Origin of the sequence: Curtobacterium sp. MCBD17_040, assembly GCF_003234805.2 — a bacterium.
In the GTDB taxonomy this organism is placed as follows: Bacteria; Actinomycetota; Actinomycetes; order Actinomycetales; family Microbacteriaceae; genus Curtobacterium.
This window is the reverse complement of the sequence record NZ_CP126273.1, coordinates 2937889-2963093: the sequence shown is the minus strand read 5'-3', so window position 1 is coordinate 2963093 and position 25205 is coordinate 2937889. Positions and strand designations below refer to the sequence as shown.

The following is a 25205-nucleotide window of genomic DNA, read 5'->3' as shown; positions in this document are numbered from 1 at the left end:
GCCGCCCGTGATCTCGACCACCGACACCACGACCGGGGCGGCCCGCACGCGCCGCCCCGGTCCCCGGACCGCACCCCGGGAGGTCCGCAACCGCTTCGGCACGCCCGTCCCGGTCCGGCGCCGCACCGGCCGCGCGGGCGCACGACGCGAGCTCGTCTGGGGCATCGTGTTCCTCGCCCCCGCGGTCATCGCCCTCGCCGTCCTGCGGGTCGCCCCGACGATCGACGCCGTCGGGTCCAGCCTGCTCAAGGCGTTCCCGGGCGGCCTCATCCCCCCGACCTTCACCGGACTCGGCAACTACGAGTCGCTGTTCGGCGATCCGGCCTTCCTGGCGACGGTCGGCCGCACGCTCCTGTTCAACGTCGTCATCAACCCGCTGCAGATCGTGGTCGCGCTCCTCGTCGCCGTGCTCCTCACGCAGCGGATCCCGCTCGTCGGGCTCTGGCGGACGCTCCTCGTCGTGCCGGTGACGATCCCGATCGTCGGATCGTGCATCGCGTGGGGCGCGGCGTTCAACCCGCAGGGGCCGATCAACGCTGCGATCACCGCGATCGGCGGCGGCACGCAGCCGTTCCTCACCTCGCCGCGGCAGGCGCTGGCCTGCATCATCATCGTCGCGTCCTGGATCGGCATCGGCTACTGGATGATGTTCCTGGTGTCCGGCATCCAGGCGATCCCGGGCGAGCTCTACGAAGCGGCCAAGCTCGACCGCGCCGGTCCCGTCCGGACGTTCCTGCGGATCACCCTGCCGATGCTCCGTCGACAGCTGCTGTTCGTGCTCGTCGCCGACACGGTCGCGAACTTCGTGCTGTTCGTGCCCGTGCAGCTGCTGACGAACGGTGGACCGCAGGACAGCACCACGCTGCTCATGTTCGACGCGTACCGGACCACCTACGGGTACGGCAGCCAGAACCTCGGCTCGGCCGAGGTGATCGTGCTGACCGTGATCATGCTGGTGTTCGTCGTCCTGCAGTTCCGGCTGCTCCGCGAGGACGGAGAGGACGCATGACGGCCGACAGCGGCATGGTGGGCCTCCCGGCCGCGGTCGCGTCGACCGTGAGCGACGACGTCGCGTCACCCGGAGCACCCCGTCGGCGGCGGTGGTCGACGACCCGCTTCGTGCTGACGGTCGTCGCGATCGTCGTCAGCGCCGTATTCATGCTCCCGGCGCTGTGGATCCTCATCGGGTCCTTCCGGCCGAACATGGACGTGCTCACGACCATGTCGCCGTTGACCTGGCGCCTGTTCGTCCCCTCGCGGGTGACGGTGCAGAACTACGTCGGGCTGCTCGTCCACGACGGCTTCGGCACGGCGCTCCTCAACTCGGCGATCGTGTGCATCGCGTCCGTCGTCGTCGGGATCCTCGTGTCCGCGGCCGCCGCGTACCCGCTCGCCGTGTACCGGTTCCGCGGACGGAACGTCGTCTTCGCCGTCATCGTGATCAGCTTCATGGTCCCCTTCGAGGCGATCGCCATCCCGCTGGCGCAGCAGTTCACGGACTGGGGGCTCGGCAACAGCCTCATCGGTCTGATCCTGCCCGGGATCGGGAACGGCCTGGCCATCTTCAACCTCCGGCAGGCGTTCCTCGGCATCCCGGTTTCCTATCGAGAAGCCGCCATGCTCGACGGCGCGAGCGAGCCGAAGATCCTCTTCTCGTTGTACCTCCGCATGTCCGGTCCGGCGCTGACGAACTCCGCCCTGCTCATCTTCCTCGCGCAGTGGACCTCGTACCTGTGGCCGCTGCTGGTCGTGACCGACGACTCGAAGCAGCTCGCGCCGGTGGCGCTCGCGTCGACGTTCGGGGAGCACAGCGCGAACTACGGCGAGAACTTCGCGGGTGCCGTCCTGCTGTCGCTCGTGCCGGCGATCAGTCTCTTCATCCTGCAGCGGTTCTTCGGCCGGCTGTCGATCGGAAGTGGTGAGAAGTGAGCACGGAAGCGCCGGGATCCGCGCACATCATCGTCGTCGGCTCGGCCAACCAGGACTACATCGTGCGGGTGACCGCTCCGCCTGCGCCGGGGGAGACGGTCCTCGCCCAGGACCTCCTGCGACAGCCCGGTGGCAAGGGAGCGAACCAGGCCGTCGCCGCAGCACGGCTCAACGGCGACGTGAGCTTCGTCGCCAGCGTCGGTGACGACCCGGACGGCACCGACCTCCTCCGCGGCCTGCGGAGCGAGGGCGTCGACACCTCGGAGGTCGAGATCATCGACCGCGGTCGGACGGGACTCGCGCTCGTGTCGGTGTACGACTCCGGCGAGAACGCGATCACGGTGGTGCCCGGCACGAACTTCGCGCTCACCGCGAGCCGCGTCGACCGGACGGTGCGACGCCTCGCGGCGGAGGCCGAGCGGGCGATCGTCGTCGTGCAGGCGGAGCTCCGACCGCAGATCATCGCGACGGCGCTCCGGGCGGGGGTGGAGGCGGGAGCGCGGTGCGTGCTCAACCTCGCTCCGTACCAGCGCCTCCCGGACGACCTGCTCGCGGTCTGCGACCCACTGGTGCTCAACGAGTCCGAGGCGACCGCGCTCGTCGGGCGGCCCATCGCGGATCCGGAGCAGGCCGCTGCGGCGGTCCGCACCCTGCTCGGTACCGCCCGTTCGGTGGTCATCACCCTCGGCGCGCAGGGCGCCTGCTGGGCCGACTCGGGAGGCGAGGGGCACCTCCCCGCCACGCCACCGGACCGGGTCGTCGACACGACCGGCGCCGGCGACGCGTTCGTCGGTGCACTCGCGGCGACGCTCGCGCGCGGCGGCGGGCTCGGCGAGGCGACCGCGATCGGTGTGGCCGCCGGGACGTTCGCGGTCCGCACGCCGGGGGCGCAGTCCTCGTACCCGACGCTCGCCGACCTCACGACGGAGAGGGCCGTCACCGGACCGATCAGCTGACGCGGGAAGATCGACCCATGCCAGTGACACGGTCGGACGTCGCTCGGGCTGCGGGGGTCTCGCCCGCCGTCGTGAGCTACGTCATCAACAACGGGCCGCGCCCCGTCTCCGCCACCACCCGCGAGCGGGTCGAGGCGGCGATCGCCGACCTCGGGTACCGACCGAACGCCATCGCGTCGTCGCTCCGCAACGGCAGCACCCGGTCGATCGGGTACCTCACGCCGAACCCCCGCGATCCGTTCATGGCGGAACTCGGGGAGTCGGTGGAGCGGCAGTTCAGCGCTCGGGGCTACCTCGTGCTCACCGGCAACACGTACTTCGACCGGGCACGTGAGGAGCGGTACCTGCAGTCGTTCATCGACCGCAACGTCGACGGCCTCGTGTTCGCCCCCGGGGTCTCGCTCGCCAGCACCCCGACGTGGCAGGCCGATCGTCCCGTGGTGAGTCTCGACGGAGCGGGGACCCATCCGGGCTGGTCGACCGTGAGCGCTCAGGACGCGTTGGACGCCGCGACCGCCGTCGGGCACCTGGTCCTGCAGCACGGGCACATGCTGGTCGCCTGCATCGCCGGGACGCCGCGGCTCACCAGCGAGGCGGAGCGCATCGCCGGGTGGCGCACCGCGACCGGGAGCGAGGGACTGCCCTCCGGACCGGAACTGCTCGCCTACGGGGAGATCTCGGAGGAGGGTGGGTACTCGGCCGCCATGCAGCTCCTGAGCAGTCACGGTCGTCCCTGGGTCGTCCACGGCCGCGGCCCCACCGCCGTCTTCGCCACGAACGACGCCCAGGCGGTCGGCGTCATCTCCGCCTGTGCGGAGCTCGGGCTCCGCGTCCCCGAGGACGTCGCCGTCGTCGCAGTGGGAGGCACGCGGATCGCCCCGTACACTGTGCCGCCGCTGTCGACGGTGCGGCAGGACGTCGAGCTGATCGCGGAACTCGCCGCCCGGCAGCTCATCGCAGGCATCGCGGACCCGACGGCTCCGGCAGCGCGCAGTCGGCTCCGTGGGAACCTCGTCGTCGGCCGGAGCTGCGGGTGCGAGCTCCTCGCCCCGTCGGCCGTGGACCACGGGACGACGACCGGGAGACCGGCGAGCAGGTGACGCGGTTCGACTCGGGGCGCGACGACGCTCCGAGTGGGGCAGGCGGACGGTCCGCACGGAGGTGCCCCGACGAGCCGGGACGCACAAGCGCCCGGCCGGTGTTCGTCATCCCGGACGTCAGGCGATGTGCGGATCCTATGCCGGTTCCTCGGTGGCGGCGAGGAGCTCACCCGGTGTCGGAGGGTTCGCCCCCGGCCGGCTCACGGCCACCGCCGCCGACGCGGCAGCGACCGCGCCCACTCGGGCCAGCGTGGTCGCATCCACTGTTGCGTCCCGTACCCGGCGGAGACCGTCGCCCCGCAGCAGCGCGAAGAGCAGGCCCGACATGTACGCGTCTCCCGCTCCGATGGTGTCGGCCACATCCACGGTTGGTGCCGACACCTCCACCCGGCCGGCGGCACCGGCGATGACCGACCCGGCCGCGCCCCTCGTGATCGCAGCGAGCCGGACTCCGGCGTCGAGGAGGCGATCGAGGACGCCGTCCGGGTCGACGCCGGGATGGATCCACTCGGCGTCTTCGTCACTGAGCTTGACGACGTGCGCGCGACCGACGAGGAGGTGGAACTGCTCGAGCGCTGCCTCCCGATCGAGCAGGGCCGGCCGTATGTTCGGGTCGAAGCTGCGGATCGTCGACGGGGGAAGCTGGCGGAACAGATCGGCCGCTGCCCGGTTTCCGGGCTGCAGGAACGCGCCGATGGACCCCGTGTGCGCGACCGCGGGCACGGTGGCAGTGACCGGCGCACCCCGATCCCACTCGATGTCGAAGTCGTATCGCGCGGAACCGTCCGCGTTGAGCTCGGCACGGGCCACCGATGTCCGACCGTCTGCACGGTCGACGGTGACGTGGTCCTTCGCGAGGTGCGCAGCGATCAGGCGGCCGTACTCGTCATCACCGAACTGCGTGGCGAGCGTGACGGGAACACCGAGTCGGGCGAGCCCCACGGCCACGTTCATCGGGCTTCCGCCTGGGGTCAGCCGGCTCCCGGCCGCGTCGACGACCGCGTCGATGAGGGCCTCACCGAGGACCAGGGCAGGTGGGGAGGAGGGGTTCATCACAATCCTTCGCTGCGCGGTGGGATCACCGTCGCATCGTCATCTCGGGGGAGTGGCTATCGATTCACGGCGGACGATCGGGCAGGGCAGGAACACCGGCTCGGTGTCCGCCGTGTGGTCGTCCGCTGGGCTCCCGCCCTGCAGCTGGACGAGTCGCTCGAGGGCCCACTCGCCCATCTCGTAGTGCGGGAGGGCCACCGTCGTCAGTGCCGGGAAGAGCCCTTCCGCGATGATCTCCTGGTTGTCGAACCCGACGATCGAGACGTCCTGGGGGATGCGCAGGCCCATCTCGGCGGCGGCACGGTAGGCGCCCATCGCCATCCGGTCGTTGTAGCAGAACAGGGCGGTCGGGCGGTCCGCGAGTCCGAGGAGCGCGCGCGCGGCCTCGTACCCTCCGGGGCTCTCGGACGGTGCCGCGTGGACGAGCGCCTCATCGATCGCGATGCCCGCCTGCTGCAGGCTCTCCCGGTATCCCGCGAGGCGTTCCCGCGTGGCCGGGACGTCGTCGACGTTGTTCATGAAACCGATCCGGCGATGGCCGTGCGTCAGGAGCTCCTGCATGGCGGCCCGTGCACCGCCGCGCTCATTGGGGGCGACGGCGGGATGTGTGCCCGTCCGATCCGTGGAGTCGATGACGACGGTGGGGATCCCGTCGAGTTCGGTCGGCGGCGTGATCTCGCGGTGGAACATCGTGGCGTAGAGGACACCGTCGACCTGCTGCCGGATGAGCGCGGTCGCGTTCGCAGCGACGTCGTCGCGCTCGGTGTTGATGATCACGAGTGTCAGACCATGCCGGCGCGCGGCGTTCTGTGCACCGAGGATGATGCGTCCGGCGTGCGGCGTGGTCGCGATCTCCTCGCTGAGGAGCCCGATCATCTCGGACCGCTGCATGCGCAAGCCCCGCGCCATGCGATTCGGGCCGTAGCCGAGCCGCTTCGCGGCGTCCTTGACCCGTTCGCGGGTCTCCTCGCTCGCGCGCAGGAAGTCGACGTCGTTGAGGATGTGCGAGACGGTGGTCACCGACACGCCGGCCTCAGCGGCGACGTCCTTGATGCCGACACGTCTGCGGTCCACTGTCGCTCCTTCCCTTCGACCACGATCGGGTTGCTCGGCCGCATGTCGGCGCTCATCGTTCGAGCCGTGCCAAAACGACTTGGCTTGGACCATACACGCGCGCGCGTCGGAAGACCTCGACGTGCAGGGGTCGTCCGATCCATCCGTCTTCCGCGACGGGGCCCGTGGAGGATGCTCGTCGACGCGAACCTCTACGGCGCCGCGTGATCGGCGACGGTGAGCCGTGGTCGACCAGGACGGTCGTCACGTCGAGTCGTCCCGCAGCATCTGTCCGAGGATTTCGATGGTGGGTTTTGCGTCAACTCTGTTGACTGCTTACCTTCACATCAACCGATTGACGAGGAGGTTGGTCATGCTGACGATGAAGGACGTCGCCACACGCGCCGGTGTGTCCACGTCGACCGTCTCCCTGGTCCTGAGCGGGCGACACAAGGGGCGCGTCCGCGACGCCGTCGTCGAGCACGTCCGCGATGTCGCGGACACGTTGGGCTACGTCCCGGACCTCATGGCTCGTGGCCTCCGGACTCGTCAGACGCACACGATCGGACTCATCTCCGACCGCGTCGCGAGCATCCCCTTCGCGGGGCAGATGATCGGTGGCGCGCAGCACGTCGCGATCGACGAGCGGTACCTCATCCTGCTCGTCGACACGGACGGCGATCAGCGGGTGGTGCGCGACGCGCTCACCATGCTGCTGCAACGCAACGTCGACGCCCTCATCTACGCCTGCGAGTACCACCAGGTCATCGTGCCGCCCGCGGTCCCCGACCGGGTCCCGTTGGTGATCCTGGACGGGCGACCGGAGGACCCCGCATCGCCGGTCGACTGGATCGTCCCCGACGAGCGTGGGGGAGCGTTCGCCGCGGTGGCCGAACTCACGGCGGTCGACCACCGCCGGATCGGTTTCTGCACGGTGTCACGAGACCTCCCGGCTCGTACCCTGCGGCTCCAGGGCTATCAGGATGCGCTCGAGGCCGCAGGGATCGCCTTCGACCCAGCCCTCGTCGTCGAGGCCGTCGAGGCGGGCACCGTGCACACACTCGGGCCCGCACGGGCGCTCCTCGACCGTGACGACCCACCGACCGCGGTGTTCTGCTTCGGCGACCGGATGGCCAACGCCGTCTACCACGTGGCGAACGAGTTGGGGCTCGCCATCCCCGGGGACCTCTCGGTCGTCGGGTTCGACAACCAGCTCGACATCGCCGACGGCCTCGTACCCGGCCTCACCACGGTGCAGTTGCCCCACCGGGCGATGGGAGAACTCGCCGCGAAGATCACCATCCAGCGCGCGCTCGAGGACCCCCACGCACCGCGTGTCCCGAGCGAACACATCGTCCCCTGTCCGATCGTGCGCCGCTCTTCAGTGGCCGCCCCTCGGACCGTCGCCACCATGACCTGATCGCAGAACGCCCGCCATCACCCTCGGCAGGCTGACGTCCCACCACCACTGCAGCGCTCGTCCACCGACGGTTCCTTCAGTGCGCCCGAAAATCCCCATCACAACGAGGTGTCTCACATGAAACGCACCACCCGCAGGCTCTGGCGTCTGGTCGCCGGCCTGATCGCAATCGGCCTCACCACCAGTGTCCTGACTGGATGCTCCAACGCCGGCAGCAGTTCCAAGACGTTCACGATCTGGCAGTACGAGGCCAGCAGCAGCGCCCAGTACAAGGGATGGAAGGAGGCCGTCTCGATCTTCGAGAAGAAGCACCCGGACGTGAACGTCAAGTTCGTCACGACGAGCTTCGGCAACATCCAGAAGAACGGGAAGCTCCTCCTCTCCGGGAACAAGGTCCCCGACGTCCTCGAGGTCAACAAGGGCGGCGCCGACGCTGGTCAGCTCGCTTCCCAGGGGCTGCTGGAGAACCTCAACGACCAGGTCGAGAAGCGCGGCTGGGACGAGAAGATCAAGGGCTCGGTCGCGAGCCTGGCGAAGTACGACTCCGACGGCAACGCCGGAAGCGGCAACTGGTACGGCATCCCGAACATCGGCGAGTTCATCGTCTGGTTCTACAACAAGGACATGTTCGCCAAGGCCGGGATCACCAACCCGCCGACCACGCGTGCCGAGCTGGAGAGCGACATGCAGAAGTTCGTCGACCAGGGCACCACTCCGCTCGCCAGCAGCGCGAACGGGTTCGGTGCGCTCTGGACCTGGTACTCGCTCGTGTCCGCCGGCGCGACGCGCGACCAGATCGACGACTTCATGTTCCTCAAGGGGTCGCCGAACGTCGACGCCGCCCCGTGGTCGACCGGCACCAAGCAATTCCAGGACTGGATCGACAAGGGGTACCTCGGCACGCGACTGGCCTCGGTGACCGGCGACCAGATGGACCAGGCCTGGCTCAGCCAGAAGAACCCGCTGCTGCTGGAGGACTCGAACGCGTTCTCGAACGTCAAGGCCTCGGCGAAGTTCAACTGGGGCACCTTCGCGCTGCCGGACGCCAAGCTCAACGTCGGGTCGTCCGGACACCTCTGGGCAGTCCCCACGAAGTCCGGCAACAAGGAGCTCGCGTACGACTGGATCAGCACCACGCTGAGCCCCCAGGTGCAGAACGTGATGGCCAAGAACGCCGGCCTGCCGTTGGCCGGGGATCCGAGCGTGATCACCGACCCGCAGATCAAGGCGCTGAACCAGCAGTTCCAGACGCTGGTCGACGGCGACAAGCTGTCGTACTTCCCCGACTACCCGCTGCCGGGCCTGCTCGACTTCCAGCAGAGCGGCATGCAGTCGCTGACCAACAAGTCGACCACGGCCGCTGCGTTCAGCAAGTCGTTCCAGCAGTTCTACACCAAGGGCAAGGCGCAGTTGCAGTAGCCCCGCTCCTTCCCGTGGGCCGCTGTACCGTCCAGCGGCCCACGGGACCACCCCTCCACGGAAAGGGCACTCGTGGCCACTCTCATCACCGACCTGGCGCAGCCCGCGACCAGGCGGGCAACACCGCGGCGGCCACGGTCGGCCTCCTACTACTGGTACCTGCTCCCGATCGGCGTCGGCTTCGCGGCCATCGTCCTGGTGCCCTTCGCCTGCAACCTGTTCTTCAGCCTGTTCGAGTGGAAGGGCGGTCTGGCGCCGTTCCACTTCGTCGGGCTCGGCAACTACGAGGCCCTGCTCCACGACGAGCTCTTCTGGTCGTCGTTCAAGAACTCGATCTACATGATCGTCGCGATCGTCGTCATCCCGACGGCGATCGGCCTCGTGCTCGCCGCGCTGCTGTTCGACTACCTCGGCAGGAAGTTCGGGCCACGGGTGGCGAGTTTCCTCCGTGCTACGTACTACCTGCCGCAGATCGTTCCCGTGGCCGTGGCCGGAGTCATCTGGAGCTGGGTCCTCGGGGCGCAGAGCGGTGCGATCAACACGCTCCTCAGCACCGTCGGCATCAACGGTCCCGACTGGCTGGGCAACCCGCACCTCGCCCTGTACTCGATCATGATCGTGCTGATCTGGGGGCAGATCGGGTACCCGGTCGTGATCTTCATGTCCGGGCTGCAGCGGGTCGACCCGGAGCTGCTCGAAGCCGCGGAGGTCGACGGCGCCGGCTGGTGGCGCCGGTTCCGAGCGATCACGATCCCGCAGATCCGACCCGAGGTCTTCATCGTGATCCTCACGGCGACGGTCGGTGCCCTGAAGGTGTTCGCCCCGGTCCTCATCCTCACCGGGGGCGGTCCCGAGAGTTCGACCTACGTGCCGTCGTACTACTCGTACCTCAACTTCTTCCAGCTCTCCCGCGTCGGATACGGCTCCTCGATCGCGACCGTCCTGACCATCCTGATCCTCATCATCGCCTCGCTCATCCTCTGGTGGCAGCGCGTCAGCATCGAAAGGGCGGAACGCTGATGACCGCAACGATCGGTACCTCCACGACCCCAGCGACAGCACCGGCACCACCCCCCGCGCGGCGAACACGGAGGAGTCCCGTGCGATGGCTCCTCCTCGCGGTCGCGGTGCTCGTCGGGGTGGTCCTCGCCGCGCCCTTCCTGGTCCTCATCCTCAACGCCTTCAAGACGCGCGCCGACTACTCCGCCAACGGCCCGTTCGCCTGGCCAGAGCAGTTCACCACCGCAGCCTTCGCGAAGTACCTCGCCGACGTCGACTTCCCGGTCGCGCTGGTCAACTCGATCCTCATCTCGGGGATCGTCGCGATCCTCGGCGTGGTCATCGCCCTGCTGGCCGCGTACGCGATCGGTATCGGCCGGATCCGTGGTGGCACCGTCATCACCGCCGTCCTGCTGTTCTCGACGATGCTCCCGCAGGAGTCGATCATCTACCCGCTGTTCTACGGTGCGCAGGCGGTCGGCCTCCAGGGGTCGATCTGGTCGGTCATCATCATCTTCTCGGTCCTGCAGGCCGCCTTCGGCACCTACTTGCTCGGGTCGATCATGGGCACGTTCGAGCCGTCGCTGCTCGAGGCCGCAGCCCTCGACGGGGCCAACCGGTGGCAGATCCTGTGGCGCGTCGTGTTCCCGGTCATGCGACCGACGCTCTCGGTCCTGGTGATCTTCTTCTTCATCTGGACGTGGAACGAGTTCTACATCCCCGTGATCATGCTCACCGACCCGTCGGCGCAGACCATCCCGATCGCGTTGTCGACACTGCAGGGTCAGCTCTCGACCGACATCACCGAGCAGAACGCCGGCTCGCTGCTGTCGCTCCTGCCGACGCTGATCTTCTTCATCATCTTCCAGCGCTCCCTCACCCGCGGCATCACCGCAGGCGCCGTCAAGTAAGGAACCCACACACATGTCGTTCTCCTGGGACACCGTCCTCTCCGCCCCCAAGCGGATCGAGAGCCGGTCCATCAACGCCGAGAACCCGACCGGCGAACGAGGAGCAGGCGCACGGACCCCGTCCGCCCTCGGGACCGGCCGGAAGGGCACCGCATTCGTTCCGATCGCCGCCGGCGAGACCATCACGCTGGCCGACATCGCCGGGCCAGGAACGATCCGGCACATCTGGATCACGGTGCCGGACCGTACCGACGGCGGTGCCTTCGTGCTCCGGAACCTCGTACTCCGCGCGTACTGGGACGGCGAGAGCGCCCCCTCCGTCGAGGTCCCCCTCGGTGACTTCTTCTGCAACGGGTTCGGTGCCAGGGCTCTGGTCACCTCGATCCCGATCGTCGTCGCGCCCACCGGCGGCATGAACTCCTACTTCCCGATGCCGTTCCGCGAGTCCGCGCGCATCACCCTCGAGAGCGAACACCCCGACGAGATCGGCGCGGTGTTCTTCCAGATCGACTACACGGTCGGCGACGAGCACCCCGACGACCTCGCCCGCTTCCACGCGCAGTGGCGCCGGAGCAACGCGACCACCGCCCTCGGGGAAGACCACGTGATCCTGGACGGCGTCGCCGGACGCGGCCACTACGTCGGCACCTACGTCGCCCTGTCGCAACTCGAGCGCTACTGGTGGGGCGAGGGCGAGGTCAAGTTCTACCTCGACGGCGACGACGAGTTCCCCACGCTCTGCAGTACTGGACTGGAGGACTACGCAGGCGGTGCCTGGGCGTTCCAGGACGAGCTCCGCGAGCATCCGGACCCGAACCCGCTGCCGTTCAGCGCACCGTACTTCGGCTACCCGCACGTGTCTCGGGTGGACGAGTCGAAGGGGTCGCCCTTCTGGCAGGCGATGCCGCCGTCGCACGCCCTGTACCGGTGGCATCTGCCGGACCCGATCGCGTTCCGAGAGCGGCTCCGGGTCACGCTGCAACAGATCGGCGCCGCCGAGCACGGACTGTTCGAGCGTGCGGATGACATCAGCACGACCGCGTACTGGTACCAAGTCGAACCGCACGCGGCCTACCCGACGTTCCCCGACGCCTCCGCGCGTCGGCCGCGTTGACGAGGAGCTGCACGCCATGCGACCGCAGCTGCACTTCACCGCGGACGGGTGGATCAACGACCCCCACGGGTTCGTCCACGCCAACGGCGAGTACCACGCGTTTTACCAGTACGTCCCGGGCAGCACCGAGTGGGAGACCGGTATCCACTGGGGGCACGCGGCGGGCCCTGATCTCATGTCGCTGCGACCCAGGGCGATCGCGATCGCGCCGGGCGACGGAGACGACGGGATCTGGACCGGCAGCATCGTCGACGGGGGCAGTGACACGCACCTGGCGTTCTACACGTCGGTGGCCGGGGCCGACACCGCGATGGGGACCGTCCGGGTCGCGACGACGCAGGACCGCTCCCTCGACAGATGGAGCAAGGGGCCGGTCGTCGTCGAGCCTCCCGAGGGGCTGGGACTGACCGCGTTCCGTGATCCGTTCGTCTTCGAGGACGACGGGTGCTGGCGGATGCTGGTCGGTGGCGCCATGGCCGACGGGGTCGCCGGCCTGCTCTCGTTCTCGTCGGTGGACCTCACGGACTGGCAGTTCGACGGTGTCGCTGCCTCCCGATCGACCCTCGCTCAGACTCCGATCTGGACGGGGGAACTGTGGGAGTGTCCACAACTGATCACCGTCGACGGGCATGACGTGCTGATGTTCAGCGTCTGGGCTGCGGACACCGGGTACGGCACCGTGTACGGGATCGGCCGCTGGCACGGCGGCAAGTTCGACGTCCAGCGATGGGGAACGCTCGCCTACGGATCGAGCTACTACGCCCCGACCGTCTACCACGATGCGGACGGCCTGCCCTGCGTCACCTTCTGGATGCGGCACGTGGCGGACCCCGACGGGGCCTGGGTCGGGGCGCACAGTCTCCCCTGGGGGCTCTCGGTGATCGACGGCGATCTCCGGCTGGACATGCACGGCAGCGTCGAACGTCTCCTGGGCCGCGGGTTGGCTGGATCGACCAACGGACGCACCCTGATCCATTGGGATCCGGCCGTCGACGGTGATCTGGAACGTGCGACGGACGACGGGTCCTGGTCGCTCCGAGCGACACCGACCGAGCTCGAGTTCCTCGTCGACGGTCAGCGTTCGGCCATGCCGCGCCGGCAGGGTGGCGCACTGGTCGTGGTCGACGGCCCGATCCTCGAGCTGGCTCACGCTGGTTCGATCCTCGGCGGTGCGATCCCGACCGACAGGTCCACGACCGCCCAAGGCGGATGAGTGCCGCCGGTCCTCGCCGAACCCGTGCATCATGGCGGTGCTCGGCGGGACAGCTCCCGGCTGTCGTGCAGCGGCCCGGACCGCGGTCCACCGCCGACGTGCGCCGGCGAGCCGTCACTCCATCGAGCTCACGGACCCGGCGCCGCCACTCGCCTGGCAGCGTCAGCGACGCCGCGTTCCCCGGTCGTTCCGGCCTGCGTGGGCGGTCTCCCAGAAGTCGAGCTCGATCGAGTCGTCCGGGCCGAGTTCCCGAGCGATGGCCGCGGCCAGGTGCTCGCCCTCGGCGCGTTGTGCCTGACAGGTCCGCGCGTCCGGCCACCCGGTCTTGTACGAGTACAGCTCGTTGAACGTCGCCGCCCAGTCCCGGACCTGGGCTGCCAGCCGCTCTGACAGCTCGGGCTCGCCCTCCGGCGCTCCGCCGTCGTCGCGCCAGAGCGGCCAGTCCACCGTGTACTCGTTCATGAGTCGGTATTCCACGCCCCGCCCTTCGCCAGCCCGCCCTGTCCTCGGGGCTCCGAACTGAGCGTGCCCGAAGGGGCCGGGGGGCGCAAGCGTCATGCGCGAGCACGGTCGACGGGCCGTCGCCCACGACGCCCCCGGTGGAGCAGGACCCTGGGTGCCGCGGCGCCGACGGCGGGATACTGGTTCCGTGCGTGAACTCCAAGCGGCCATCGCCGCCGACCTCGACGTCCAGCCGGTCATCGACCCGGAGCAGGAGGTGGCGCGCCGTGTCGCCTTCCTCCGGGACTACCTGCTCGTCACCGGCGCCAAGGGCTTCGTGCTCGCGATCAGCGGCGGTCAGGACTCCTCGCTCGCCGGGCGTCTGTGCCAGCTCGCCGTCGAGTCGCTCCGGGCCGAGGGGCATCCGGCCGAGTTCACCACGGTGCGCATGCCGTACCGCGTGCAGGCCGACGAGGACGACGCGCAGCTCGCGCTCCGCTTCATCTCCGCCGACCCGGGCATCACCGTGAACATCGAGCACGGGGTCGACGGCGTCGTCCAGGACGTCGCCGAGTCGGGCACCGCCCTGAGCGACTTCGTCAAGGGCAACGTCAAGGCCCGCATGCGGATGGTCGCGCAGTACGCGGTCGCCGGGCAGCGCGGTCTGCTCGTCGTCGGCACCGACCACGCCGCGGAGGCCGTGACCGGCTTCTTCACGAAGTACGGGGACGGCGGCGTCGACATCACCCCGCTGACCGGCCTGACGAAGAGCCAGGGCCGTCAGCTCCTCGAGCACCTCGGCGCGCCGGCGCGGCTCTACGAGAAAGCGCCCACGGCCGACCTGCTCGACGACCTGCCCGGTCAGACCGACGAGGCGAACCTCGGCCTCAGCTACGCCGAGATCGACGCCTACCTGCAGGGCCACGACGTGCCCGAGGAGGTCGCCGAGGCGATCGAGACCCGCTACCGGGCCACCGAGCACAAGCGCCGCGTCCCCGCGACGCCGTTCGACACCTGGTGGGGCGGCGCCAGCCCGCGTCCGTAGGGCGCGTCAGAGCTGGTCAGGCCGCGCACGACGAACCGTGTCGGGAACAGGAGGGGACATGCCGGTGGTCGATCGAGTGAGAGCAGTGAGCCTCGCGGCTGCGCCGGTGAGTCCTCAGCGCGGCGCGGGCGTTCCTCCATGGCTGTTCGTCGCGGGGATCATCGTGGTGTTGGCCATCGCCGCCGTGCTCTTCGTCCGCTCGCGCGGGCGATAGCGCTGCGCCGCCGATGCGACTCCGGCCCTCCGCGAGGGACCGGGGCCTTCGAGCAAGGGACGCGCAGTTCAGATCCCCGCTCCGGCCCGGCTGCGTCGCGATGTCCGTCCGTCGTCCTTCGATGAACGGTGCCCTACCGTCGCCGCGGCTCCCGGTGGTAGTAGACCGTCATGGTGAGGTCATCCTCGCCGTCGGTCACCTTGCTGCTGAAGGTGACGTCCTGCACGTCGACGTCACCGAGGCCGTCGATGGCGTCGGCGAGCCGACGAAGCAACGCCGGGACGCTGCCCTGCCCCTTCCCCTCGGGATTGCTCAGGGAGAAGTGGTTGATCGTCCAGCCCGCAGGGATCACGTCGGCAGCGTACTGCGACGCCGCAGAACTCGACGGCGTGGAGCGGGACGCGGTCGTCCGAGCGGCACCGGTCAGGAGGCCGGAACGGCCCGGCGCGCGAGAGCGAACGAGCGATGGAGCCGATGATGCTCGACGAGCAGACACACGAGGAGCACGGTGCCCGCGGCACCGAGGAACCAGAGGACCGATCGAGGGATCGCCCGGCGGTGGTCGACGGGCGGTCCGCAGCAACGGCCCTCGTGGATCGCGAGCGACGAGTCGATGTGTGCTGACGACCCGATGCGCGCGGCCGGGGTCGACCGGTCGTCGTCCGCGGTCTGTCCCGCCATGACACGCCCCCGGGGCTGACCGTACCGGGAACGACGCGGCGTGCGCGCTCCTACCGCCAGGCGAGCTCGGCACGGATCGCCTCAACGGCCAGTCGGACCTCCGCGAACGTGGTCGACAGGGGTGAGAGGCCGAGCCGGATGCCGTTCGGGTTCCGGTGGTCGGGGATGACGTCCTGCGCCCAGAGCGCCGCGGTCACCTCGCGGAACGCCGGGTGCGTGATCGTCACGTGGCTGCCGCGGACGTCGGCGTCGCGGGGGCTGGAGACGACGACGCCGAACGGGGCGAGCAGGTCGTCGACGAGCGCGATCGCGTGTTCGGTGAGCGCGACGGACTTCGCGCGTACCGCGTCGATGCCGACCCGCTCGAGGAGGTCGAGCATGTCCTGCATCGCGAGCATGCCGACGACGGGCGGCGTCCCGCTGACGAGCCGGCGCATCCCCGGCGAGGGCGTGTAGCCGTCGGCCATGCTGAACACGTCGGCGGCGCCCATCCACCCCTGGATCGGCTGCCGCAGGTCGGCCTGCAGCCGCTCGGCGGCGTAGGCGAACGCGGGGGAGCCCGGGCCGCCGTTGAGGAACTTGTACGTGCAGCCGACGGCGAGGTCGACGTCCCACGCGTCGAGCGACGTCGGCACGACGCCGGCCGAGTGGCACAGGTCCCAGAGGACGAGCGCGCCCACCGCGTGTGCCGCCGCGGTGATGCCGGGCACGTCGGCGATGACGCCCGAGCGGTAGGCGACGTGGCTCAGCACGACCACCGCGGTCGACGTGGACACGGCCTCCTCGACCTGCTCGACCGCCACACCGGTGACCGGGTCGGCAGCGATCCACCGCACCGAGAGCCCGCACTCGGCGGCGATGCCCTCGACGACGAAGCGGTCGGTCGGGAAGTCGTCGTCGTCGATGACGATCTCGGTGCGGTCCGGCCGCGCGGCCACGGCGGCGCGGATCGTCTTGTACAGGAGCACCGTCGTGGAGTCCGCGACGACGGTCTGCTCCGCCGCGGCGCCGAGGCAGACGGCACCGATCCGGTCGCCGAGCTCGAGCGGGAGCGTCATCCACTGCTCGTCCCACGAGCGGATGAGGCGGCTGCCCCAGTCGTGCGTCACGAATCGCTGCAGCCGCTCGGCGGTGGCGAGGAGCGGCCGCCCGAGCGAGTTGCCGTCGAGGTACGCACGGACCTCGGTGCTCGGGACGAACGCGGCGACGTGTTCCGCGAGCGGGTCGGTGCGGTCGAGTTCGAGCGAATCGGGTGTGGTCGCCCGTGGAGCGTCGCTGCCGACCCGGTCGTCGGCGACGGACGTCTGGTCGGTCATCTCAGGGACTCCTCGGCACGGTCGGCGGTCAGGACCCGAGCGCCGGACAGCCAGCGTACGGCGTCGTGCGGGGCCGCGCTCCGTCCCTGGGCCGTCCGGCCGACGCCGAAGTGCGGTCGCAGCGGCCCGAGCGTCAGATCTGCCGGTAGATGGTCAGCGTCTGCTCGGGCTGGTCGGGCGCCAGGAACGACGCGTGCGCCAGGTGCTGGACACGCCCCGACCGTGTGCGGACCCGTTTGACGCCGGCCTGGCTGGGCGCAACGCCTCCAGCCTCGAGCGGCTCGCCGCACTCGACCCGCGCGTGCGGACCGTCCGGTCCGTCGGCGACCGCGCTGCGGACGTGTCGGCGATCGCCGCGACGGTCGAGGGTGACGCCGACGTCGTGATCGACGCGCTCGGGCCGACACCGACCGCGGACCTCACGATGGCGGGCTTCGACGTGGTCCGCGTCGACGGCACGATGGTGCTGCTCGGGGGGGTGCGACAGACGCTCCCCGTGCCCTACGGCGAACTCATGCGTCGCCGGATCACGCTGCGCGGGAATGCGCATCGCCCGGTCCGGTTGTACCTCGTCAGGAACGACAGGAGCACCGATGCAGCGACCCGTGGTGGACCCACAGCAGCAGACCGACGAGCGTGAGGTCGTGAGCGGACGCCGGTTCGGCGCGTGGCTCGGCCTCATCAACCACGGCGAGGAGCCGATCGCGCGACGCTGATCCGCGCGAGCACGGGCCCGGGCGGCCGGCGAGGAGCCGACCGCCCGGGCCCGTGTCCGTCAGGGGTGGCCGGGGCCGTCCCCGATCTCGATCGCCCCAATCGCTGCGGGTCAGGTGCGGTGCGCGGTGATCGCCGAGACCGACAGCACGGAGGTCCCGCCGGCACCGAGGGACCCCGTTGTGTACCACGGAGCGGCGGCGCAGAGGGCCGTCACCGCCTTCGGAGTCGAGGCCGTCGCGTCCTGCACGGGCTTGGAGTCCCCGGTCCGCCGTGGCGGCCCTCGCGGATCGCGAGCACGGACTCGTCCTGGTCAGTCGGTGTCTGTTCGGGCACGCGCACCACCCCCGCACGTGACGGTGACGCCGTGGTGCTCGCGCCGGTCGGAACGTCCCCCGTTGGCTGGCGAAGTCCCCCTCGCTGTACCCCGTTCGCTGAGAACCAGGAACGCTGCGCTCCAACCGGTGCTTTCCTCAGGTCATCTGACCGACCACGACACCGAGGAGCCCGATCCCATGGTCACCAACACCCAGCCCGAGCGGTACGGCACCGCAGACTCCGGACGGCGCAACGGCGTCGCCATCTCCGCACTCGTCATCGGCATCGTCGGCCTCGTCATCAGCTTCTGGGGCGTCCTCAGCCTCGTCGCCCTGGTCCTCGGCGTCGTCGGCCTGCGTCGCTCGCCGGCCAAGGGGGAGCGCGGTCACGGCCAGGCGATCGCGGGCATCGTCCTCGGCGTCATCGGCGTCGTGTGGGGCATCCTCGCGCTCGTCTTCGGCCTGCAGCACTACTTCTTCTTCGTCAACCACTGACCCCGCGTCGGAGCCTCACTCCCATGACACGGCGCCGGTCACCGCTCCGCGAGCAGACGTTCCGCATCGTCACGTCGCTCGCGGGGATGGTGGTCGGCGGTGGCCGCGGACGGGCCGTGCCCGGGCTCGTAGGCTGGCCCGATGCGAGCACTGGTGCGGAGCAGCGGTCCGACGACGGCGGTGGCGGCGCGGAACGGGGTCGGGTTCTCCTCCGCCGAGGCGTACCTGGTGGAGCGACACGGCCCCGACCAGGCGGTCGCCGAGGTCCCGTTCGTGGCCGAGCGGCCGGTGGCCGCGGGCGCCCGGCTCACGTGGGTGTGGTTCCCGGAGCGGGTGCTGCCGGCCGGTCGCGCCGAGCCGACCGAGGCCGACCTCGACGGGTTCTGGGACGCGACCGCGTTCGCGCTCGACGTCGTGTTCACGGACGGCAGCCGTGCCTCCGCGTCGGCGCGCGACCAGTACGCGGTCCCGATGACGCCGGAGGCGCAGGACGACGCGCGCATGCTCTGGGTGGACCAGTGGAACCGCCGGACCGTCGACCTGACGCCGTTCGCCGGGCGCACGGTGGACCGTCTGGAGGCGTGGCTCGGCCGCGCCGACCGGGTCGCCGCCGACGGCGCGGCGGCACCACTACGGGGCTGGCTCGACGACGTGCGGATCGAGACGGCGCCGCCCCGGGCCTCCCGGCCGCTCGACCACGTCGTGACGACCCGGGGGACGCACGCCTCGTCGCGGTTCTCGCGCGGGAACACGGCGCCGCTCGTGGCGGTCCCGCACGGCGGCGTGTTCGGGCTGCCCATGACCGACGCGTCCGATCCTCGCTGGCCGTACGCGTACCACGAGCACGTCGACGGCAACGGCCGGCCGGCGCTCCAGGCGTTCGCCACGTCCCACATCCCCTCGCCGTGGATGGGTGACCGCGGGGTGTTCCAGGTCATGCCGAGCCCGCTCGTCGAGCCGGACACCGACCGCGCGGCCCGCGCGCTGACGTTCGACCGCGCGGACGAGATCGCGGGCCCGCACCGCTACCGGGTCGCGTTCGACGGCGGGGTGACCGCGGAGATGACGGCGGGGGAGTTCGCGCTCGGGTTCCGGTTCACCTTCCCGGGGGAGCGCGCCTCGGTCGTGCTCGACCACCACGGCGTCGTCCGTTCGGCGTCCGTGTGGGTCGAGGACGGCGTCGGGGTCGTCGACGCGCTCCTCGACGACCGGCCGCAGACACCGCCGCACCACGTGCACCTCCGCGTCCACGGCGTGGTCGCGGACCGGACGACGGTCGAGGACGGCCGGCTCGGCGGCTGGTTCGTCGTCGACGCTACGGCACCGGTCGACGTGCTCATCGGGATCTCGACGGTGTCGGCGGAGGACGCGGCCGCGAACCGGCGCGCTGCGGGCGACGTCGACGCCATGTGCGCCGAGGCCGAGCGGCGGTGGTCGGCGGCGCTCGCCACGATGTCGTTCGAGGGCGCCTCCGAGGACCAGCTCGTGTCGCTCTACTCGGGCCTGTACCGGCTGTTCCTGTACCCGAACACCGCCGGGGAGACCGCGCTGACCGGCGAGCCCCGCTACCGCTCGCCCTACGGCGCGGTCCTCGACACCCCCGTCCGCGACGAGCCCGGGCCCGAGGTCGGGTCGGGGCCGTTCACGACGACGAACGGGTTCTGGGACACCTACCGCACGGCGTGGCCGCTGCTCGCGCTCCTCGCACCCGAGCGGACCGGGGCGCTCGCCGAGGGCTTCGTGCAGCACCACCGCGACGGCGGCTGGACGCCCCGCTGGAGCGCCCCCGGTGCCGAGGACGTCATGACCGGCACGACGAGTGACACCGTGTTCGCGGACCTCGCGGCCAAGGGCGTCCCGGGGTTCGACCTCGCGACGGCGTACCGGAGCGCGGTGCGCAACGCGACCGTGTCGTCACCGGACCCGCGTGTGGGACGCAAGGGGATCCTCCCGGGCGCGTTCCGCGGGTACGTCGACACCGACACGCACGAGGGGATGTCGTGGACCCTCGACGCGGCGATCAACGACTGGGGGCTCGCGGTCATGGCGCGGCTGCTCGCCGACCGCGCCGTGCCCGGTTCGTCGGAGGCGGAACGACTCGACGCCGAGGCCGAGTGGTTCGCCCGGCGGTCCCTGCAGTACCGGAACGTGTTCCACCCGGGGCTCGGGTTCTTCGTCGGCCGTCGTCCCGACGGGGACTGGCGGGTCGAGGGCGAGGCGTTCGACCCGGCGGAGTGGGGGACGGACTACACCGAGACGAACGCGTGGGGCACGATGGTCACCGCCCCGCACGACGGGGCCGGTGTCATGGCCCTGCACGGCGGGCCGGAGGGGCTCCTCGCCGCGATGGCCCGGTTCCGCGCCGCCCGGGAGACCGGTGCGACGGACCGTTCCGGCTCGTACGGGTTCGCGATCCACGAGATGACCGAGGCGCGGGACGTCCGCATGGGGATGCTCGGTCTGTCGAACCAGCCGGCGCACCACATCCCGTTCGCACCGATGTGGGCCGGCCGACACGACGACGCGCACGCGACGCTCCGCGAGTGCGTCACGCGCCTGTTCGTCGGATCGGACCTCGGCCAGGGGTACCCGGGCGACGAGGACAACGGCGAGATGAGCGCCTGGTACGTGTTCGTCACGATCGGGCTGTACCCGCTCGCGCCCGCGACCGGGACCTACGTGCTCGTCCCGCCGACCGTCCGACGGACCGAGCTGCACCTGGGCGACGCGACCACGGTCGTCGAGGTCGCGGGGCCGTGCCGCGGCCCGTACGTGGCGTCCGTCACCGTCGACGGTGCACCGTGGGAGTCGGTGTCGATCCCGCACGCGGTGATCGCCCGCGGCGCGCACGTGGTGTTCACGCTGTCGGACGAGCCGCTCGGGTGGGCCGCCGGGTCGCGCCCGGTGTCGGCGTCCGAGCTCCACGGCTTCGCGGACACGCCCGCGGACGTCCTGCCGGTCGGCGCGTCGCCGGTCACCGACGACACCGGGCGGAGCGTCGTGCGGCTCGCCGCGGGGGAACACGTCGAGGTGCCGGTGTCCGTCGCGGCCGCGTCGCTGTACACCGTCACGGTGGCCGAGCCGGGGACGTACGGGTGGACGGTGGCGTGGGTCGACGCGGTCGGCCGGGTCGCCACGGCGGACGAGCGGGTCGGCGAGGAGTTCGCCTGGGCCGCGCAGACCCGGGTGTTCCGGATCGCGGGCGGGGTCGAGCGCGGTGCGATCCGGTTCACGGCGTCGCGGCCGGTCGGGCTCACCCAGCTCGAGGTCGTCGCGGCCTCGCGGTCGACTCCCGGACGCTGAGCGTCAGGGCGGGGCCGGGGCGCGACGTCAGCGGGGTCCCGGCCTCGACCTGCTCGAGCAGCAGTCGGGCCGCACGCTCGCCGAGCTCGACGGTGTCGCGGGTCAGGGTCGTGAGCGCGGGCCGGACGAGCCGCGCCATGGCGGAGTCGTCGAACGACGCGATCGACAGGTCGTCGGGGACGGCGACCCCCATCTCGGCGGCGACTCCGAGCCCGGCGACGGCGAGCACGTCGTTGTCGTAGACGATCGCCGTGGGGCGGCGCGGGCCGACGAGCAGGGTCCGGGTGATCGCGGCGCCGGCGTCCGACGAGTAGTCGGTGGTGAACGACTCGGCGGACTCGAGCCGGGCCTCCCGAGCGAATCGCTGCAGCGCCGCGGCGCGCATGGCCGTGTGCTCGAACTGCGGTGGCCCGGCGACGTGCGCGATGCGGGTGTGGCCGAGCGCGTGCAGGTACCCGAACACGGTGTCCGCAGCGTCCGAGTCGTCGATCCACACGGTGGGCCAGGTGCCCGGCGGCGACGGATGCGAGCCGACGACGACGGCGGGCAGGCCGAGTTCGGCGAGCAACGCGAGGCGGGGGTCGTCGGCTCGCGGGTCGATGAGCACGACGCCGTCCACGCGGTGCCCGCTCCACCACTCGCGGTACGTCTCGAGCTCCTCGTCGACGTCACGCGCGACGAGGAGGTTCATCCCGACGTGGGTCCCGGCGAGGCCGAGCTGGATCCCGGAGATGAGGTCGCCGAAGAACGACTCCGTCCCGAGCGTGCGCGCGGGCCGGTTGAGCACGAACCCGATGGTGCCGGCGCGGGCGCCGCCGAGGGCCCGCGCGGCCGAGTGGGGACGCCAGTTGAGCTCACGGGCGACCTCGAGGATGCGCGACCGGGTGGCCGCCGAGACACCCGGCCGGTCGTTCAGCGCGAACGAGACCGCTCCCGTGGACACGCCGGCCCGTGCTGCGATCTCGGCGATCGTCACCCGTTTCGGTTGCGGCATCGTCGCTGCACCGGCCCCCTCGTCGTCCACGCGCTCATCATGGCGGCACCCGCGCCCGTTGGCGAATGGCACCGCGCCCGGCGAGTGACCACCGGGTGTCGCCGCGGCGCACGACCGGGGACACGCCGCGGCTTGACTATAGCGCTTTAGTCCTTCATGCTCACCTGCAACAGCGGTAGCGATGCCGCGACTGATGGCGGATCTGAACCGCTTCAGTTGCTGCGGCGAACAAGGGAGTCCACGCAATGTCACGTCGTACCACCACAGCACCCACCTCCGGCCGGAGGCGAGCGACGTTCGCCGCAGGCCTGGCGACCGCCGCGGCGGCCGCGCTCGTCCTGACCGGCTGCTCCGCGGGCAGCAACAGCGGCGGCAGCAGCGCCGGCGGCGACGTCACCGGCACGATCACGCTCCAGACCTGGGCGCTGACGCCCAAGTTCACGGGGTACCTCAAGGGCGTGATCGCGGCGTTCGAGAAGAAGCACCCCGGCACGACCGTCAAGCTCGTCGACCAGCCCGGCGACGGCTACTCCGACAAGGTCCTGAGCCAGGCGTCGTCGAACACCCTGCCGGACGTCGTCAACCTGCCCCCGGACATCGCGCTGCCCCTGGCGAAGCGCGGGATCCTCGAGGACGTCAGCAAGGCCGACAGCTCGCTGCGGAGCACCTACACGGCGGGCTCGGTCGACGCCTACGACTACAAGGAGACGAAGGGTGGCGTGTACGGGTACCCCTGGTACCTCAACACGGACGTCGACTTCTGGAACAAGTCGATGCTCGACCAGTGCGGTCTCGACTCGTCGAAGCCGCCGGCGACCACGCAGCAGCTCTTCGCGCAGGCCAAGACCATGCACGAGCACTGCCCGAACGACTACCTGATGAGCCGCAAGCCCACGCTGAGCGACTTCACCCTCGCCGGCGTCAAGGTGCTCAACAGCGACGGCACGAAGTTCACGTTCGCCACGAAGAAGGCGGCGTCGCTCATCGACCAGTACGCCACCGCGTACCAGAACGGCTACATGCCGTCGTCGGTCCTCAACTCCGACTACCTCGGCAACTCGACCCTGTTCACGCAGGGCAAGGTGGCCTGGACGACGGGTGGCGCGTCCTCGCTCAGCGACTTCGAGACGAACAACCCGTCGCTCAAGAACGACGTCGTCGTCTCGCCGGCGCTCGACACCCCGCCGCTGTACGTACAGGGCCTCAGCGTGTCGCAGAAGTCGAAGCACCTCGCCACCGCGAACGCGTTCGCCCAGTTCATGACGAACGCCGCGAACCAGAAGGCCTTCGCCAAGCTCGTCAACATCTTCCCGTCGACGAAGTCCTCGCAGTCGGACCCGTTCTTCTCGAAGGACGACGGCACCGAGAACGGCAAGGCCCGCGTCCTCGCGAACACGGCACTGAAGACGGCGAAGAACCTGACGCCGGTCGAGGCGAACGACTCCATGACGACGTTCCTCGACCAGCAGATCGCGCTCGCCATGAAGGGCCAGACCACGAGCATGAAGGCGCTGCAGACCGCGCAGACCAAGATGAACACCCTGCTCACGAACGGCTGACGCCACCACCAGGAGAGGGAGGATCGCCATGCGAGCGAACCGTTGGTACACGCCGTGGATCCTGATCGCGCCGGCCCTGGTGTGGCTGCTCGTGTTCAGCTTCTGGCCGTCGATCAACACCGTGCGGCTGTCGTTCACGAACGCCAGCCCGCTCGGCGGGGTGAGCGCGTGGGTGGGGCTGAAGAACTTCAGCACCCTGCTCGCCGACCCCCAGGTGTGGCAGGCGCTGCTCAACAGCGTCGTCTACATGGCGATATGCCTGCCGCTGCTGACGATCCTCCCGCTCCTCATCGCGCTCCTGGTCGAGAAGAACCTGCCCGGGATCGCGTTCTTCCGGACCGCGTACTACACGCCCGTCATCGCGTCGGCGGTGGTCGTCGGGCTCATCTGGACCTGGATCCTCGACGACCGCGGCGTGGTGAACGAGGTCGCCCAGAGCCTGCACGTCATCCAGGGGCCGCTCCCGTTCCTCACCGACCGATGGCTCGTGCTCTTCAGCGCGATCAGCCTGACGGTGTGGAAGGGCCTCGGCTACTACATGATCATCTTCCTGGCGGCGCTCGGGAACGTCGGCAAGGACCTGCACGAGGCGGCGGCACTCGACGGGGCCGGCGCCGTCCGCCGGTTCTGGAGCGTGACCATGCCGGGCGTCCGCGGCACCATGACGCTCGTCGGGATCCTCGTGTGCGTCTCGGCGCTGCGGGTGTTCTCGGAGCTCTACGTCCTCACCAACGGCAAGGGCGGCCCCGGCGGCCAGGACGAGTCACTCGTCAGCCTCATCCAGGAGTACGCCCGCGGCTTCACCGGCAACCTCGGCTACGCGTCGGCCCTGAGCATCCTGCTCTTCGTCGTCACGCTCGTGCCGATGCTGGTCCTCGCACGCATCAACAACAAGGCGGAGCAGTGACGAACACGACGACGACGTCCGAACCGGTCGTCTCCGGAGACCGCGGGACCGC

At 70.4% G+C, this 25205-nt stretch carries 23 protein-coding genes; 16 read left to right on the top strand and 7 right to left on the bottom strand.

Features of this window, described 5'->3' with window-relative positions; genetic code table 11:
* The first annotated feature begins 7 nt into the window (after positions 1–7).
* Genes DEI94_RS13825 through DEI94_RS13810 form a run of 4 tightly spaced genes read left to right on the top strand, consistent with a single transcriptional unit; the run spans position 8 to position 3985 of the window.
* Positions 8–1009, top strand: coding sequence for a carbohydrate ABC transporter permease (locus tag DEI94_RS13825; RefSeq protein ID WP_258370128.1), 1002 nt, complete (start codon positions 8–10; stop codon positions 1007–1009).
* Positions 1006–1929, top strand: a complete 924-nt coding sequence (locus DEI94_RS13820) for a carbohydrate ABC transporter permease (RefSeq protein ID WP_258368609.1) — start codon at positions 1006–1008, stop codon at positions 1927–1929. Before DEI94_RS13825 ends, DEI94_RS13820 begins: the two co-directional genes overlap by 4 nt.
* The gene (locus DEI94_RS13815) at positions 1926–2885 is read left to right on the top strand and encodes a ribokinase (protein WP_111010483.1); all 960 of its coding nucleotides are present in this window, start codon (positions 1926–1928) and stop codon (positions 2883–2885) included. Before DEI94_RS13820 ends, DEI94_RS13815 begins: the two co-directional genes overlap by 4 nt.
* Before the next feature lie 17 nt (positions 2886–2902).
* Positions 2903–3985, top strand: coding sequence for a LacI family DNA-binding transcriptional regulator (locus DEI94_RS13810; RefSeq protein ID WP_111026282.1), 1083 nt, complete (start codon positions 2903–2905; stop codon positions 3983–3985).
* Positions 3986–4120: 135 nt separating this feature from the next.
* Here DEI94_RS13810 and DEI94_RS13805 read toward each other — a convergent pair whose 3' ends face one another.
* Together DEI94_RS13805 and DEI94_RS13800 are read right to left on the bottom strand one after the other, a co-directional pair.
* Positions 4121–5038 carry a PfkB family carbohydrate kinase gene (locus tag DEI94_RS13805; protein ID WP_111026281.1) on the bottom strand — a complete coding sequence of 306 codons (918 nt, stop codon included), beginning with the start codon at positions 5036–5038 and terminating at the stop codon, positions 4121–4123.
* A 39-nt stretch (positions 5039–5077) separates the two neighbouring features.
* A complete protein-coding gene (locus tag DEI94_RS13800) occupies positions 5078–6112 on the bottom strand; it encodes a LacI family DNA-binding transcriptional regulator (protein WP_181441756.1) in 1035 nt (344 codons plus the stop codon).
* Positions 6113–6464: 352 nt separating this feature from the next.
* Between DEI94_RS13800 and DEI94_RS13795 the strand changes: the two genes are divergently transcribed.
* The 6 genes from DEI94_RS13795 to DEI94_RS13770 all read left to right on the top strand — a co-directional run bounded on the left by DEI94_RS13795 (position 6465) and on the right by DEI94_RS13770 (position 13167).
* Positions 6465–7511 carry a LacI family DNA-binding transcriptional regulator gene (locus tag DEI94_RS13795; RefSeq protein WP_258377972.1) on the top strand — a complete coding sequence of 349 codons (1047 nt, stop codon included), beginning with the start codon at positions 6465–6467 and terminating at the stop codon, positions 7509–7511.
* Between the two features lie 117 nt (positions 7512–7628).
* The gene (locus tag DEI94_RS13790) at positions 7629–8930 is read left to right on the top strand and encodes an ABC transporter substrate-binding protein (RefSeq protein WP_111013122.1); all 1302 of its coding nucleotides are present in this window, start codon (positions 7629–7631) and stop codon (positions 8928–8930) included.
* 168 nt (positions 8931–9098) lie between these two features.
* Complete coding sequence (locus DEI94_RS13785) at positions 9099–9950, top strand: carbohydrate ABC transporter permease (RefSeq protein ID WP_111010549.1); 852 nt, start codon at positions 9099–9101, stop codon at positions 9948–9950.
* The gene (locus tag DEI94_RS13780) at positions 9950–10840 is read left to right on the top strand and encodes a carbohydrate ABC transporter permease (RefSeq protein WP_111026278.1); all 891 of its coding nucleotides are present in this window, start codon (positions 9950–9952) and stop codon (positions 10838–10840) included. Before DEI94_RS13785 ends, DEI94_RS13780 begins: the two co-directional genes overlap by 1 nt.
* A gap of 13 nt (positions 10841–10853) precedes the next feature.
* Positions 10854–11954: a glycoside hydrolase family 172 protein gene (locus DEI94_RS13775; protein ID WP_111026277.1), complete on the top strand. Its 1101-nt coding sequence runs from the start codon at positions 10854–10856 to the stop codon at positions 11952–11954.
* A 16-nt stretch (positions 11955–11970) separates the two neighbouring features.
* Positions 11971–13167: a glycoside hydrolase family 32 protein gene (locus DEI94_RS13770; protein WP_181441755.1), complete on the top strand. Its 1197-nt coding sequence runs from the start codon at positions 11971–11973 to the stop codon at positions 13165–13167.
* 162 nt (positions 13168–13329) lie between these two features.
* On the opposite strand, the gene DEI94_RS13765 is transcribed toward DEI94_RS13770, so the two are convergent.
* Positions 13330–13644, bottom strand: a complete 315-nt coding sequence (locus tag DEI94_RS13765) for an immunity protein CdiI family protein (protein WP_146244068.1) — start codon at positions 13642–13644, stop codon at positions 13330–13332.
* A 172-nt stretch (positions 13645–13816) separates the two neighbouring features.
* Here DEI94_RS13765 and nadE point away from each other — a divergent pair, with 172 nt between their 5' ends.
* Positions 13817–14653, top strand: coding sequence for an NAD(+) synthase (gene nadE, locus DEI94_RS13760; protein WP_111026275.1), 837 nt, complete (start codon positions 13817–13819; stop codon positions 14651–14653).
* A gap of 347 nt (positions 14654–15000) precedes the next feature.
* Here nadE and DEI94_RS13755 read toward each other — a convergent pair whose 3' ends face one another.
* From DEI94_RS13755 to DEI94_RS13745, 3 genes are all read right to left on the bottom strand, one after another.
* Positions 15001–15219: a hypothetical protein gene (locus tag DEI94_RS13755; RefSeq protein WP_220035662.1), complete on the bottom strand. Its 219-nt coding sequence runs from the start codon at positions 15217–15219 to the stop codon at positions 15001–15003.
* 71 nt (positions 15220–15290) lie between these two features.
* Positions 15291–15548 carry a hypothetical protein gene (locus DEI94_RS13750; RefSeq protein ID WP_111010469.1) on the bottom strand — a complete coding sequence of 86 codons (258 nt, stop codon included), beginning with the start codon at positions 15546–15548 and terminating at the stop codon, positions 15291–15293.
* 50 nt (positions 15549–15598) lie between these two features.
* Positions 15599–16864 carry a kynureninase gene (locus DEI94_RS13745; protein ID WP_111026274.1) on the bottom strand — a complete coding sequence of 422 codons (1266 nt, stop codon included), beginning with the start codon at positions 16862–16864 and terminating at the stop codon, positions 15599–15601.
* Positions 16865–17057: 193 nt separating this feature from the next.
* Here DEI94_RS13745 and DEI94_RS13740 point away from each other — a divergent pair, with 193 nt between their 5' ends.
* The 3 genes from DEI94_RS13740 to DEI94_RS13730 all read left to right on the top strand — a co-directional run bounded on the left by DEI94_RS13740 (position 17058) and on the right by DEI94_RS13730 (position 21693).
* A complete protein-coding gene (locus DEI94_RS13740) occupies positions 17058–17504 on the top strand; it encodes a hypothetical protein (RefSeq protein ID WP_111026273.1) in 447 nt (148 codons plus the stop codon).
* A gap of 589 nt (positions 17505–18093) precedes the next feature.
* Positions 18094–18390, top strand: coding sequence for a DUF4190 domain-containing protein (locus tag DEI94_RS13735; protein ID WP_111013131.1), 297 nt, complete (start codon positions 18094–18096; stop codon positions 18388–18390).
* 141 nt (positions 18391–18531) lie between these two features.
* Entirely contained in the window at positions 18532–21693 is a 3162-nt protein-coding gene (locus tag DEI94_RS13730; protein WP_258377971.1) for a GH92 family glycosyl hydrolase, read from the top strand.
* Here DEI94_RS13730 and DEI94_RS13725 read toward each other — a convergent pair.
* Positions 21644–22717: a LacI family DNA-binding transcriptional regulator gene (locus DEI94_RS13725; protein WP_258375152.1), complete on the bottom strand. Its 1074-nt coding sequence runs from the start codon at positions 22715–22717 to the stop codon at positions 21644–21646. The two genes, DEI94_RS13730 and DEI94_RS13725, sit on opposite strands and share 50 nt — an antisense overlap.
* A gap of 215 nt (positions 22718–22932) precedes the next feature.
* Here DEI94_RS13725 and DEI94_RS13720 point away from each other — a divergent pair, with 215 nt between their 5' ends.
* On the top strand, positions 22933–24246 hold the full coding sequence (locus DEI94_RS13720) for an ABC transporter substrate-binding protein (RefSeq protein ID WP_111026272.1): 1314 nt from the start codon (positions 22933–22935) through the stop codon (positions 24244–24246).
* A gap of 28 nt (positions 24247–24274) precedes the next feature.
* The gene (locus tag DEI94_RS13715) at positions 24275–25153 is read left to right on the top strand and encodes a carbohydrate ABC transporter permease (RefSeq protein WP_111010462.1); all 879 of its coding nucleotides are present in this window, start codon (positions 24275–24277) and stop codon (positions 25151–25153) included.
* The last annotated feature ends 52 nt before the right edge of the window (positions 25154–25205 follow it).